The 12,496-nt window shown below is 55.8% G+C and carries 11 protein-coding genes; 6 read left to right on the top strand and 5 right to left on the bottom strand.

The window, feature by feature from the left end:
• Nucleotides 1-36: 36 nt before the first annotated feature.
• The 4 genes from melB (at nt 37) to mltC (ending at nt 4,187) form a co-directional block, all read left to right on the top strand.
• Nucleotides 37-1,449 carry a melibiose:sodium transporter MelB gene (gene melB, locus GC087_RS04935; RefSeq protein ID WP_324029843.1) on the top strand — a complete coding sequence of 471 codons (1,413 nt, stop codon included), beginning with the start codon at nt 37-39 and terminating at the stop codon, nt 1,447-1,449.
• A 248-nt stretch (nt 1,450-1,697) separates the two neighbouring features.
• Nucleotides 1,698-2,783 (top strand): A/G-specific adenine glycosylase, encoded by a 1,086-nt coding sequence (mutY, locus tag GC087_RS04930; protein WP_054633249.1) that lies wholly within the window; start codon nt 1,698-1,700, stop codon nt 2,781-2,783.
• Entirely contained in the window at nt 2,783-3,055 is a 273-nt protein-coding gene (locus GC087_RS04925; protein WP_006120869.1) for an oxidative damage protection protein, read from the top strand. The genes mutY and GC087_RS04925 overlap by 1 nt, the downstream gene beginning before the upstream one ends.
• A 52-nt stretch (nt 3,056-3,107) precedes the next feature.
• Nucleotides 3,108-4,187, top strand: a complete 1,080-nt coding sequence (gene mltC / locus GC087_RS04920; RefSeq protein ID WP_033739669.1) for a membrane-bound lytic murein transglycosylase MltC — start codon at nt 3,108-3,110, stop codon at nt 4,185-4,187.
• A 1,619-nt stretch (nt 4,188-5,806) separates the two neighbouring features.
• On the opposite strand, the gene GC087_RS04915 is transcribed toward mltC, so the two are convergent.
• A complete protein-coding gene (locus GC087_RS04915) occupies nt 5,807-7,957 on the bottom strand; it encodes an ornithine decarboxylase (RefSeq protein WP_039342318.1) in 2,151 nt (716 codons plus the stop codon).
• A 581-nt stretch (nt 7,958-8,538) separates the two neighbouring features.
• On the opposite strand from GC087_RS04915, the gene GC087_RS04910 reads away from it, so the two are divergent.
• Nucleotides 8,539-9,522, top strand: coding sequence for an acrylyl-CoA reductase (NADPH) (locus GC087_RS04910; protein WP_039342315.1), 984 nt, complete (start codon nt 8,539-8,541; stop codon nt 9,520-9,522).
• On the opposite strand, the gene GC087_RS04905 is transcribed toward GC087_RS04910, so the two are convergent.
• On the bottom strand, nt 9,519-10,034 hold the full coding sequence (locus GC087_RS04905) for a CinA family protein (RefSeq protein WP_324029841.1): 516 nt from the start codon (nt 10,032-10,034) through the stop codon (nt 9,519-9,521). The two genes, GC087_RS04910 and GC087_RS04905, sit on opposite strands and share 4 nt — an antisense overlap.
• A 257-nt stretch (nt 10,035-10,291) precedes the next feature.
• Here GC087_RS04905 and GC087_RS04900 point away from each other — a divergent pair, with 257 nt between their 5' ends.
• Entirely contained in the window at nt 10,292-10,585 is a 294-nt protein-coding gene (locus GC087_RS04900; RefSeq protein ID WP_006118282.1) for an Rdx family protein, read from the top strand.
• 16 nt (nt 10,586-10,601) lie between these two features.
• Here GC087_RS04900 and GC087_RS04895 read toward each other — a convergent pair whose 3' ends face one another.
• The 3 genes from GC087_RS04895 to GC087_RS04885 all read right to left on the bottom strand — a co-directional run bounded on the left by GC087_RS04895 (nt 10,602) and on the right by GC087_RS04885 (nt 12,404).
• Complete coding sequence (locus GC087_RS04895) at nt 10,602-11,135, bottom strand: PadR family transcriptional regulator (RefSeq protein WP_006118281.1); 534 nt, start codon at nt 11,133-11,135, stop codon at nt 10,602-10,604.
• A gap of 79 nt (nt 11,136-11,214) precedes the next feature.
• Entirely contained in the window at nt 11,215-11,997 is a 783-nt protein-coding gene (locus tag GC087_RS04890) for a siderophore-interacting protein (RefSeq protein ID WP_324029839.1), read from the bottom strand.
• Between the two features lie 212 nt (nt 11,998-12,209).
• Complete coding sequence (locus GC087_RS04885) at nt 12,210-12,404, bottom strand: hypothetical protein (protein ID WP_006118279.1); 195 nt, start codon at nt 12,402-12,404, stop codon at nt 12,210-12,212.
• Between the last annotated feature and the right edge of the window lie 92 nt (nt 12,405-12,496).

Raw genomic sequence — 12,496 nt, 5'->3', positions numbered from 1 at the left:
AGTGAGCGGGCGCTGGCAACAGCGACCCGGCAACCGATGAGCATTTCGATAACGACAAAACTCAGTTACGGATGTGGTGCGTTTGGAAAAGACTTCGCGATTGACATTGTTTACCTCTACCTGATGTATTACTACACCGACGTGGTGGGATTATCGGTTGGCATGGTCGGCACGCTGTTTTTAGTCGCCCGAATCTGGGATGCGATTAACGATCCCATTATGGGATGGATCGTTACCATTACACGTTCTCGCTGGGGGAAATTTAAACCCTGGATTTTAACTGGCACGCTGACAAACTCGCTGGTGCTGTTCGCGTTATTTAGCGCCCACCTGTTTGAAGGGACGACACAGCTGGTTTTTGTCTGGGTCACCTACATTCTGTGGGGAATGACCTATACCATAATGGATATTCCGTTCTGGTCACTGGTACCGACCATTACGCTGGACAAACGTGAGCGCGAAGAGCTGGTGCCCTGGCCACGCTTTTTTGCCAGCCTCGCCTCCTTTGTCACGGCCGGCATTGCGCTACCGTTTGTCAGTTATATCGGGGGCGACGATCGCGGCTTTGGCTTTCAGATGTTTACCCTGCTCCTGATCGTGTTTTTCATCGCGGCAACCCTCATCACGCTGCGTAATGTTCATGAGGTTTATTCATCAGACGGCGCGCAGACCCAGGACGGCGGCCGGATGGGACTGAGCGCGATCGTCGGCCTTATCTACCGCAACGATCAGCTTGCCTGCCTGCTCGGTATGGCGCTGGCCTATAACATTGCGGCGAATATCATTACCGGTTTTGCGATTTACTATTTTACCTATGTGATCGGCGATCCCAGTCTCTTCCCTTACTACCTCTCCTATGCTGGCGCGGCGAACCTGGCAACACTGGTTCTTTTCCCCAAATTAGTGAATCTGCTGTCACGCCGGATACTATGGGCGGCGGCGTCTGCCCTGCCGATTCTGAGCGGCGGTGTGCTGTTCGCTATGGCATTAGCAGGCAGTCACGCGACATCCTTAATCGTTATTGCCGGGATTTTATTCAATACCGGAACGGCGCTTTTCTGGGTGCTTCAGGTAATTATGGTGGCGGATACCGTAGATTACGGCGAATACAAACTGCATGTGCGCTGTGAAAGCATTGCCTATTCGGTGCAAACCATGGTCGTTAAAGGCGGCTCTGCGCTGGCGGCTTTCTTTATCGCTGTCGTGCTGGGCATGATTGGCTATCTGCCCAACGTCAACCAGTCGCAGGAAACCCTTGCTGGCATGCAGTTTATTATGATCGTGCTGCCCGCTGTCTTTTTTGCCCTGACGCTGCTGCTCTATTTCCGTTTCTATACACTGAACGGCGACATGCTACGGAAAATTCACATCCGCCTGCTGGATAAATACCGTAAGCCACCGGAAAAGGAAGCGGTGCCGATCGCAGCAACCAAAGAGATAAAAATTTAAACGCGAAGCCCCGACCCGGGGCTTCTGTTTTAAGTCTGACTTTCGGCTATGCCCGAAAACGAGAAACAACCCGTGTTTTATCAGCAACATTTCCATCGCCTTCTTGTGTGTAACCGGCCTTATCTGACAACCGGGCGTCAGTGGCCACCAGAAAGAAACAGGCCTTTGCAATCTTCAGGTTTACTCTCAGTGGCGCTTATGCTGGAATTCCCGCCTGAATGTCGCGTAATCACGGAAATATCCCCTTTATGATGCAAGCCCCGCAGTTCGCGCAACAGGTGCTGGACTGGTATCAACGCTTTGGCCGCAAAACCCTGCCGTGGCAGTTGGAGAAAACACCTTATAAGGTGTGGCTGTCCGAAGTGATGTTACAGCAAACCCAGGTCGCCACCGTTATCCCCTACTTTGAGCGCTTTATGGCGCGCTTTCCGACCGTCAGCGATCTGGCCGCCGCGCCGCTGGACGAAGTGCTGCATCTCTGGACCGGTCTGGGTTACTACGCGCGTGCGCGTAACCTGCACAAAGCCGCCAAACAGGTGGTTGAGGTGCACGGCGGCGAATTCCCGCGCAACTACGATGACATCGCCGCGCTGCCCGGCGTAGGCCGCTCGACAGCGGGTGCGATCTTATCGCTATCGCTGGGCCTGCACTTCCCGATTCTGGACGGTAACGTGAAACGGGTTTTGGCTCGCTGTTACGCAGTGGCTGGCTGGCCGGGCAGGAAAGATGTTGAAAAACGGCTGTGGCAAATTAGTGAAGACGTGACGCCAGCCGAGGGCGTCAGTCAGTTTAACCAGGCCATGATGGATCTGGGCGCCATGGTTTGCACCCGGTCGCGCCCGAAATGTGAAATCTGCCCGCTCAGCGATGGTTGCGAAGCCCGCGCGACGAACAGCTGGGCAAACTATCCGGGCAAAAAACCTAAGCAGACGTTGCCTGAACGCAGCGGCTGGTTTTTGATGATGCAAAACGGCGACAATGTCTGGCTTGAACAGCGTCCGCCGGTGGGTTTATGGGGCGGTTTATTCTGCTTCCCGCAGTTCACCAGCGAAGACGATCTGAACGCCTGGCTGTCGACGCGCGGCATCCATGCCAAACCGCAGCAGCTTACGGCATTTCGTCACACCTTCAGCCATTTTCATCTGGATATCGTTCCCATGTGGCTGTCATGGCCTTCTGCCGGGGCATTAATGGATGAAGCTGGCGGTCTCTGGTATAACTTAACGCTGCCGCCATCTGTGGGATTAGCCGCACCTGTAGAGCGTCTTTTACACGAACTGCGCCATCCCCAGCCGTTGCCTGTGGGCGACGGTGAGATTAATGAGGAAGAGTAATGAGCCGCACCATTTTTTGTACTTTTTTACAACGCGACGCTGAAGGGCAGGATTTTCAGCTCTACCCTGGCGATCTGGGAAAACGCATTTACAATGAAATCTCGAAAGAAGCCTGGCAGCAATGGATGGCTAAGCAGACGATGCTGATCAACGAGAAAAAACTCAATATGATGAATCCCGACGATCGCAAAGTGCTGGAAAAGGAAATGATCAATTTCCTGTTCGAAGGTAAAGACGTTCATATTGAAGGCTACACGCCACCCGAAGCATAACTTTATTGGCCTCCGTGTTGAGGCCGTTTTCCAGGTCAGGCACGTATTTTAGATGAATAAAAAGCTGATAGCCCTGCTGGTGATTGCCCCCCTTTTGGTGTCCTGCTCCGGTAAAAAACATCCGGAATATTCAGAGGAATGGGTCAAAGATACCAACGGATTTGACATTCTGATGGGGCAATTCGCCCATAACATTGAGAACATCTGGGGTATCAATGAGGTCCTGATCGCCGGACCGAAAGACTACGTTAAATACACCGACAATTATTACACCCGCAGCCACATCAACTTTGAAAGCGGGAACATCACCATTGAGACCATTTCCGGTACCGATCCTGCCGCCAGTCTGCGTCAGGCGATCGTGACTACGTTACTGATCGGTGACGATCCGGGAAATGTCGATCTCTACTCTGATGCCAACGACATTCAGATCAGTAAAGAGCCGTTGTTGTACGGACAGGTGCTGGATAACACCGGTCAGGCGATTCGCTGGCAGGGACGTGCTCAGGCCTTTGCTGACTACTTGATTGCCAATAAACTGCAACGCCGTACGTCCGGCCTGCATGTGATCTACTCGGTCACGATTCCGATGGTGCCAAACCATCTGGATAAGCGTGCGCATAAATATCTGCCTATGGTGCGTAAAGCCGCCGAAGAGTACGGTGTAGATGCGTCTCTGATTCTGGCTATTATGCAGACCGAATCCAGCTTTAACCCCTACGCAGTCAGCCATTCTGATGCGCTCGGCCTGATGCAGGTAGTGCAGCATACCGCCGGTGTGGATGTATTCCGCATGAAGGGCAAATGGGGCAAACCGAGCCGCAGCTATCTGCTGGATCCCGAGAACAACATTGATGCCGGTACTGCCTATCTGTCGTTGCTGCAGAGCAACTATCTGGCCGGTATTCAGGATCCGGTTTCACGCCGCTATGCGGTTATCACCGCCTATAACGGCGGCGCCGGTAGTGTACTGCGCGTGTTCTCCAGCGATAAAGATCGTGCCTTTACCATTATTAACAGTATGTCGCCGGGTCAGGTTTATCAGACGCTGTCGAAGCAGCATCCGTCGGCGGAATCGCGGCGGTATTTGTATAAGGTGAGTTCGGCGCAGCGGAGTTATCACAGGTATTGATTTGGCGGGGTTCCGCTCAGCAGGTGCTGCGGGTTGCTCTGAGCGGGTTCTGCTCACCAGGTGGCGGGGGCTGCGGGTTGCTCTGAGCGGGGTCCGCTCACCAGGTGACGGGGGCTGCGGGTTGCTCTGAGCGGGTTCCGCCCGCCTGGTGGCGGGAGCTGCGGATTGCTCTGAGCGGGTTCCGCCCGCCTGGTGGTGGGGCTGCGGGTTGCTCTGAGCGGGTTCCGCCCGCCTGGTGGCGGGAGCTGCGGGTTGCTCTGAGCGGGTTCCGCCCGCCTGGTGGCGGGGCCTGCGGGCTGCTCTGAGCGGGTTCCGCCCGCCAGGCGACCGGGAGTTTCAGCCTGCCCGTGCAGGCGGACGTGTTAAGGGGCTCGCGCCAGCCCCTTAACAATCCCGGCGGCCGTCAGCCGTCGCTGTTCCTTCGTCTCTCACTCCGGCCCCACGGGCCGTCCGGATGCGCCCTCCCTGCCGCGCCGCCCTGGCCTCCGTTCTCTCCTCAGCGCGCCGGATGCCGGCAGAACCCCCCCCCGCCTGCCAGTCCTGGTTTCTTTTAAAAGCGGGTGTTGTCTGTTTGAATGTGTTCAGTGAGGCTTAAAAAGAGCAGACTTGATAAACGGGGAGTGCTTCAGAACCCACAAAAGCAGGTTTTGCGATTACTTACAGCGGCACCGGAAGTGGCTTTAACACAGAGACAGTGAAGCGGGGGTTTGGGGCGGCCTTCCCACCCGCTGAGCGGATGAGGGATTTCCGGATGAGCCGACAGGACGTCGGCGAGAGCCGGGCCGCGCCACGGATGGCGCGTCCTGGCGGTCCGCAGAAATCCTGAAGGAGCGAAGGCACCGCGAAGCGGCGGGCGGGCAGGACGGGAGCCCGGGGTCAAGGGGCCGCGGCGGCTGGCGGCCCCTTGTCGGTCGCCCGCACCGGGCTGGCTGAAACTCCAGGCCGTCTGGCGAGCGAAACCTTCTCAGCGTTTCATAAGCAGTCAGCGACTCAAACCTTCCCAAAGCCTGCTCACGCAAGCATCACTGCCGCGCCGCCCAGGCCTCCGTTCTCTCCTCAGCGCGCCGGATGCCGGCAGAAAAACCCCCGCCTGCCAGTCCTGGGTTTTTAAAAAGCCGGTGTTGTCTGTGGTCAGTGTATGAAGTGAGGATCAAAAATGAACGCTTTAATAAACAGGGCATTGACTCAAAACCAGCCGACTGTAGGACTTTCCGGTCACCTACAGCGACACCGGAAGTGGCTTTAACACAGAGATAGTGAAGCGGGGGTTTGGGGCGGCCTTCCCACCCGCTGAGCGGATGAGGGATTTCCGGATGAGCCGACAGGACGTCGGCGAGAGCCGGGCCGCGCCACGGAGGGCGCGTCCTGGCGGTCCGCAGAAATCCTGAAGCAGCGAAGGCACCGCGAAGCGGCGGGTGGGCAGGACGGGAGCCCGGGGTCAAGGGGCCGCGGCGGCTGGCGGCCCCTTGTCGGTCGCCCGCAACGGGCTGGCTGAAACTCCAGGCCGTCTGGCGAGCGAAACCCTCTCAGCGTTTCATCAGCTGCCAGCGACTCAAACCTTCTCAGTACCAGCCATGGCCCCTGATTCCAGCCAGGCTGTGCAAACAGCCACCCAGCACTTACCCCTGCATCATGTTCGCCACCAGGTACTTACGTCCCTCGGCATCTTCCTCGGTGTAAACGCCCTGTAGCTCGGGTGAAAAACCCGGGAGCTGGTTGATGCCTGCTTCCAGCGCAAGAAAATAACGCTGTACCGCCCCACCCCAGGCTTCACCGGGAACAACACAGAGTACGCCAGGCGGATAAGGCAGCGCGCCTTCCGCGGCGATGCGCCCTTCTGCTGACGCAATCGGCACCAGCTCCACATCACCGCGAATATAAGCCTGATGTGCGTCCTGTGGATTCACTTTGACCTGAGGTAAGCCCTGCTCACGGAACATGAGACGTTGCAGATCTTTCACATTGAAGCTTACGTACAGGTCATGCATCTCCTGGCACAGGCGGCGCAACGTGTAACCGGCGTAGCGTTTGGCGTTCTTACGGTAAAGCGTGGGCAGGACTTCAGCCAGCAACGTGTCGTCTTTTACATGCTGCTCAAACTGCGCCAGCATGGCGACCAGGTTGGCCATTTTCTCCGGGCTTTCCGCTGGCGTAAGCAGAAACAGGATGGAGTTAAGGTCACATTTTTCCGGCACGATGCCGTTTTCACGCAGATAGTTGGCCAGGATCGTCGCCGGAATCCCAAAGTCAGCATATTCGCCGCTTGCCGCGTCAATGCCCGGCGTGGTCAGCAGCAGTTTGCAGGGATCGACGCGGTACTGATCGCGATCGTATCCCGCAAAACCGTGCCATTTGGCGTTGGGTTCAAAGCTGAAATAGTGCAGATCCCGCGCGATCTCCTCTGTGGGCGCATCCTGCCAGCGTTTGCCGTTCACCGTTTCAGGAACAAAAGGCAGGATCATATCGCAGCGCTCAAAGATTGCCTTGCGCGCCTCAATGCCCAGCATGACGCACTCGTCCCACATGCGACGTCCCGCCTCGCCCTGGTGCATTTTGGCGTTAATATCCAGTGCGGCAAACAGCGGATAAAACGGGCTGGTAGAGGCGTGCAGCATAAAGGCGTTATTCAATCGCTTATGCGGGCAGAAACGCTTCTGACCACGGATATGGTTGTCTTTTTTATGAATCTGCGAGGTCTGTGAAAAGCCCGCAAGCTGCTTGTGTACCGACTGCGTCACGAAAATGCCGGGATCGTTTTCGTTTAACGACAGCGTCAGCGGTGAGCAGCCTTCCATCAGCGGAATAAACTGTTCGTAGCCCAGCCAGGCGGAGTCAAACAGGATGTAGTCACACAGATGACCTATGCGATCCACCACCTGACGCGCGTTGTACACCGTGCCGTCATAGGTGCCTAACTGGATAATCGCCAGGCGGAAAGGACGTGCTTCCTGCGCTCGCTCAGGGGCCACGTTGGCGATCTGAGCACGCAGATAATCCTCATCAAAACAGTGCGCGTCAATGCCGCCAATGAAGCCAAACGGATTACGGGCCGCTTCGAGATAAACGGGCGTTGCGCCAGCCTGAATCAGCGCCCCATGGTGGTTGGACTTGTGGTTGTTGCGGTCAAACAGCACTAAATCGCCGCGCGTCAGCAAGGCATTCGTGACCACTTTGTTGGCGCTTGAGGTGCCGTTCAACACAAAGTAGGTTTTATCGGCATTAAAAACTTTGGCAGCAAACTTCTGTGCATGCTTGGCCGATCCCTCATGGATCAGCAGATCGCCCAGCTTGACATCAGCGTTACACATGTCTGAGCGAAAAACGTTTTCGCCATAAAAATCATAAAATTGCTTACCTGCCGGATGCTTTTTAAAAAAGGCACCGCCCTGATGACCGGGGCAGGCAAATGTACTGTTTTGCATATCGACATAGCGGGTCAGCGTTTCAAAGAACGGGGGCAGCAACTCAGCTTCATACGCCTGCGCCGCCGTTTCCAGTGCCGCCCAGTCCTGCGGTTCACCGTTCAACTCACCCGTCACGCCGGGCAGATGCATGACCTCTTCTTCAAAGGCATTGGCAACAAACACCGGTAAGTTAAAACCGGTATGCCGCAATAAGGCCAGCACGCCACTGCGTGTATCCGCAAGCGAGACGACCACAGCCGCCACATCGGTAAAATCAGTATTATCCAGCGTGACCACGTCGCGCGCAGTATTCAGGGACAGACTTGGCGCAACGGCAGCGCTGGCAGCAATTTTAAGTGGTGTCATAACACAAATCCCTAACAGTCAGGGAGTGGGTGCCTGAGGCACGGCAATAGGGAAATTTCCCCGGCGAATGATATCTGACGGGCCAAACCGATAGACATCAGTAAAGAGTAGTCCTTACTCATGTCCAACAGCAACGACCAGGCTGGCGTCACCGCATAGTGACGGAAATTTGTGTAACCGGTATGACGGCGGAAAACAGGTCACGCGCCAGGTCTGGCGAGTGGGAACAAGTGCAAAAACGCATTGATCCGGACATGGTAGCGTCCTCTGTCTGGGATGGCGGCGGGGAAAAATGTGGCGGCAATAATGTCATTTTTTACTGACAGGGACAACCCGACAACGTTAAATATCAGGTCAATAACTTTAAAATAAAAAACAATACATATCATTCAGTTGCAATATCTTTAAGCGACTAAACCTCTGTAATCAATGCAAAATTATGCCATGTCCGGACATTGCCGCCCCGCCACCTGAATGTTTGATAATGCCTCAGAGCGGGGTACTTGTCGGGCCAGTACCTGGCCCTCTCAGGCTGTCGGGCGTAAACTTGCCTGATGATTCTTACGCCTGACGGAGGCTGTATGTTTAAGGCACTGGTCATTGAAAATGACGAACAAGGTTACCGTACCGAGTTAAAAGAACTCTCCGAAACACAGTTGCCCCACCAGGATGTCACGCTCGACGTGCACTATTCCACCCTGAACTACAAAGATGCGCTGGCCATCTGTAATAAAGGCCCGATTGTCCGTGAATTTCCCATGGTGCCGGGGATTGATTTCGTCGGTCGCGTAGTCGCCAGCCAGCATTCCGACTGGAAGCAGGACGACACCGCTATTTTGACCGGCTGGGGCGTGGGAGAAAAACACTGGGGCGGCCTGGCGCAAAAAGCCTGTGTCGCAGGCGACTGGTTAGTGCCCGTGCCAGACGGCTTATCGCCACTGAATACGATGGCCATTGGCACCGCCGGTTTTACCGCCATGCTGTGCGTGCTGGCTTTAGAAAAACAGGGCGTTACGCCCGATCGCGGCCCCGTGCTGGTCACCGGTGCCAGCGGTGGCGTGGGCAGCTTTAGCGTCAGCCTGCTGGCAAAACTCGGCTACGAGGTGATCGCCTCCAGCGGCCGCGCCAGCGATGAAAACTGGCTGATCAACACGCTGGGCGCGAAAAGGATTATGGATCGTGCTGAACTGTCTCAGCCGGGCAAACCTTTGGGCAAAGAGCGCTGGGCCGCGGCTGTCGACAGCGTGGGCAGCCATACGCTGAGTAACGTTCTGGCGGGTACGCAGCGCGATGGCGTTGTCGCCGCCTGTGGCATGGCTCAGGGGCTGGATCTGCCCACCAGCGTCGCGCCTTTTATTTTACGCGGCGTGACGCTAGCGGGCGTGGACAGCGTGATGTGCCCTAAACCGCTTCGCCAGCAGGCCTGGCAACGGCTCGGACAGTTGATGAATGATGCGCAACTGTCTCAGATGATCACGGTCATCCCACTGAGCGAAGCCAGTCAGGGCGCGCGGGATCTACTTGAAGGCAAGGTTCGCGGCCGCCTGGTGGTGGACTGCCGCTAACGGTCTTTATGGGGCGGCGCATTCTGCTGCATTAGTAACGCGCTTAGCCCCTGCAGTGCACAGCTCGCGCCCTGCTCCATGACGGCTTTGGGGTCGCCAGAAAAGTGCTGACAACGGGCCACGACTTTGCCATCAGGCAATGTCCATCCTACCCAGACAGTGCCTGCAGGCGTACCATCTTCGCCGCCGTCCGGTCCGGCATAGCCGCTTATCGCCAGACTCACCGGTTCGCCGGACCGTTCACGCGCCCCCAGCGCCATTTCACACACGGTTTCTCTGCTGACTGCAGTGTGATTTTCCAGCGTTTGCGGGTTAACGCCAAGCAGACGCACTTTGGCGCTTTCGCTGTAGGTGACGAAGCCGCTGGTAAAAAAATCACCGCTGTTTTCGACCGCCGCCAGCGTAATACTGATCAATCCCGCCGTGCAGGACTCTGCGGTTGCCAGACGCAAACCAGAGGATAAAAGCTGCTGACCCAGTTGTTCAGCAGCCTGACTGAGTTTCATGGTCATGAGTTTTCCTTTGTTTTCTGTCACAGGTAAAGTATGGCTGAAACTCAGTAATCTGATGCGGCTAATCTGATGTTTTATCAGCGTAAACGGGAAAATGGCTTGTGCCGTTTCGGCTAACACGTCGCCCATGGTTCTCTGCCGTTTCGGCTGGCAACGCGAACCGGTTTGTCCCGGTCAGCCTGTAGATGTTTCATGTAGCCTGTCTGCCATTGCGTAACATCGCTGACAGCCCTTATTCAGGAAAAGGAGAAAAGAATATGCAAAAACCTGTCGTTGTGATCCACTACTGTACTCAGTGTAACTGGCTGCTGCGCTCAGCCTGGATGGCACAGGAATTGCTGCACACTTTTGCTCAGGACCTGGCCAGCGTCACGCTTCGCCCCGGCAGCGGCGGCATATTTGAAGTCACGGTAGATGACCATCTGGTGTGGGAACGTAAACGTGACGGCGGCTTTCCCGATGCTCAGGTGCTCAAGCAGCGTGTCAGAGACATCTGCTTTCCGGAACGTTCACTGGGACACATCGACAAAAACAAAACTGACGGAAGCTGACGAGCGCGATCCGGCGTTAACTGCGGCTGATTTGCTCAGCGGCTGCGTTCAGCGCAGCCACAATCTTATGCCGTGTTTCGTCCGTGATGTCCTGCTGTGCCAGACGGCCATTTAAGGCGTTTTTAAACTGAAAGATGGCCTGTTCTATGTCGGGAATACTGCGGTTGTTGACTAATACAGCCAGCGAGGAAAGGCGCGTAATCAAACGCGACAATGGCTGGGCTTCGGCCTCTAACATCGCCTGGCCCGTTGCGGTCACTACATAAGCCTTTCTCGCCGCCTGAGGATCGACAATCTCAATGGCCTCCATTTCCTCAAGCAAGGTCAGGTTGGGATAAATGATACCCGGGCTGGGGGAATATTCCCCTTTCGACAGTTCTTCAACGCATTTAATCAGCTCGTAACCGTGCGAGGCACGCTGAGCGATAAAGTGCAGCATCAACAGGCGCATTTCACCCGCATCAAGCATCTTTTCCCGGCGCTTCCGCCGCGCTGCGCAAGGCCGCGCAGACTGGCTGCGGTTATCCTGTTCTGAATGGGCCGAATCCATCTGTCGCCTCTGCCTGTTTAAGGAGAAAGAGCCTGATGGTAGAGGGCCACTAGGTAAAATTCAATCAACGGCAGGTCACTCACTTGTGATGCCAGTAAGCAACCGCACGCACAAGATCAGCATCCACGCCGCGTTGCGTTGTGAAGTAGTCAGCGAGCTGTTTAACGACGCGCCCTTCTCCCGTTAGCCAGATAAAAGCGTCATGCGACGGTATCGCTATCTTATCCAGCGCCGCCGTCAGGGCTGGCAAAGCCGCCTGCGTCATCTGCTGGCTACCGAGCCAGGCCACCTTTGCCTTGCCGGTGTCCGCTAAGTAGTCACGCCCCGTTTTTTCATCGGTGAAGGCAAACAGGTGCAGGGTTTCGGCTTCAATGCTGCGGCTGCGGCGCTGAAACGCAGGCAGACCAGTTTCATCACAGACATAAAGCTGGAAAGCATAATCCGTTGGGACCAGCAGAGAACCGCGAGGTCCACCGATAATCAGGCTGTCGCTGGTCTGTGCCTGCGCGGCCCAGTCGCTGGCGACACCGCTTTCATGCAGGTAAAAATCGATTGTCAGCGAAGATTCACCATCAAAGTCAAACGGCGTGTAGTCACGCGCAGCCGGCCGCAAGCCGTCTTTCCAGTGAATGCCGTCCTCGTCCATCGTCGGCAGTTGCAGCGTCGTGTCAGCGGTGGGCGGGAAAAAGACTTTGATGTGGTCATCAAAACCGGGCGAATTAAATCCTTTCAGGTCGTCGCCCGTAAACTCGATGCGCCAAAACCGGTCAGCCACTTTGGTTTTGGTGGCAACGTGAATACAGCGAAAGCGGAGCGCGTTACGGATACGTTCAGGTAAACGGCGGGAAGAAGATGCAGGCACAGTGGCTCTCCGAAAAACAGGGTTGTACGCAACCTTAGTAAACAACAATCATTCTCATGTCAGTCGGAGAGAATAGCTATGATATATCTTAAGAACAATGACTAAAAATGCGGTCCGGCAGTAGGTGCAGGCACATCTGTCGGCCTTTTATCGCTGAAAAGCAAAAAGGCGCTTACGCGCCTTTTAAAGGAGGACTGTCGGTTACCGGGCGGTTACTGCGCCTGATTTTGTCCGCTGTTTTGCGGCAGCGAGCTGTCACCGAGTATCTCGCTGTGGCCGGCCTGACTGCCGGGATGTAATCCTGTGCGAACATTGCCGGGATCGGTGAGTTGTGCAGTCGCCAGGCCGGGAGCGGCACACAGCGCGACAGTCAGAAAAAAGGCGGCTATTTGCGTTATTTTGGTCATGGTATTTTGCCTGTTCAGGCGTAAAAAGCAGGTGAATATCTAGCACTGAGAAGGAAATACAGTATGCGTAGCTGTGCTCAGCGCTTCGGGAA

The sequence above is a fragment of the Pantoea sp. JZ2 genome, from assembly GCF_035191405.1.
Classification (GTDB): Bacteria; Pseudomonadota; Gammaproteobacteria; order Enterobacterales; family Enterobacteriaceae; genus Pantoea; species Pantoea stewartii.
This window is presented reverse-complemented; position numbering and strand designations above follow the sequence as displayed.

Bases quoted from the DNA above. Each gene is read 5' to 3' on its own strand.
- melB (WP_324029843.1), top strand. From the start codon at position 37: ATGAGCATTTCGATAACGACAAAACTCAGTTACGGATGTGGTGCGTTT.
- mutY (WP_054633249.1), top strand. From the start codon at position 1,698: ATGATGCAAGCCCCGCAGTTCGCGCAACAGGTGCTGGACTGGTATCAA.
- GC087_RS04925 (WP_006120869.1), top strand. From the start codon at position 2,783: ATGAGCCGCACCATTTTTTGTACTTTTTTACAACGCGACGCTGAAGGG.
- mltC (WP_033739669.1), top strand. From the start codon at position 3,108: ATGAATAAAAAGCTGATAGCCCTGCTGGTGATTGCCCCCCTTTTGGTG.
- GC087_RS04915 (WP_039342318.1), bottom strand. From the start codon at position 7,957: ATGACACCACTTAAAATTGCTGCCAGCGCTGCCGTTGCGCCAAGTCTG.
- GC087_RS04910 (WP_039342315.1), top strand. From the start codon at position 8,539: ATGTTTAAGGCACTGGTCATTGAAAATGACGAACAAGGTTACCGTACC.
- GC087_RS04905 (WP_324029841.1), bottom strand. From the start codon at position 10,034: ATGACCATGAAACTCAGTCAGGCTGCTGAACAACTGGGTCAGCAGCTT.
- GC087_RS04900 (WP_006118282.1), top strand. From the start codon at position 10,292: ATGCAAAAACCTGTCGTTGTGATCCACTACTGTACTCAGTGTAACTGG.
- GC087_RS04895 (WP_006118281.1), bottom strand. From the start codon at position 11,135: ATGGATTCGGCCCATTCAGAACAGGATAACCGCAGCCAGTCTGCGCGG.
- GC087_RS04885 (WP_006118279.1), bottom strand. From the start codon at position 12,404: ATGACCAAAATAACGCAAATAGCCGCCTTTTTTCTGACTGTCGCGCTG.